The organism is Rhizobacter sp. P1_G5, assembly GCF_056405435.1.
Genome location: NZ_JBFUCB010001194.1, coordinates 1 through 581 on the forward strand (window position 1 = coordinate 1; position 581 = coordinate 581).

General features: G+C 67.8%; 1 protein-coding gene. It reads left to right on the top strand.

The window, feature by feature from the left end; translation table 11 throughout:
- Positions 1-581 (top strand): SIS domain-containing protein (locus AC1D12_RS34925; protein ID WP_477845618.1); only part of this gene is annotated, 581 nt, incomplete at both ends.

Sequence of the window (581 nt, forward strand, 5' to 3'; positions counted from 1 at the left end):
CGCGTACAAGGCGGTGCAGCGCGAGGTGCGCACGGTGCAGGCGCACACCGGCGCGGCAGAGCTGGGCCCGTACCGGCACTACATGCAGAAGGAGATCTTCGAGCAGCCGCGCGCGATCGCCGACACGCTCGATGCGGTGGAGAGCGTCACGCCCGAACTGTTCGGCGATGGAGCCTACAAGATCTTCAAGGACGTGGACCAGGTGCTGATCCTCGCCTGCGGCACCAGCTACTACAGCGGCTCGACCGCGAAGTACTGGCTGGAGAGCATCGCGAAGATCCCGACCAGCGTCGAGATCGCGAGCGAGTACCGCTACCGCGACAGCGTGCCGAACCCGCGCACGCTGGTGGTGACGATCACGCAGAGCGGCGAGACCGCCGACACGCTGGCCGCGCTGAAGCACGCGCGCAGCCTGGGCATGAAGCACACGCTGACGGTGTGCAACGTGGCGACCAGCGCGATGGTGCGCGAATGCGAGCTGGCCTACATCACGCGCGCCGGCGCCGAGATCGGCGTGGCATCGACGAAGGCGTTCAGCACGCAGCTGGTCGGGCTGTTCCTGCTGACGCTGGCACTGGCGC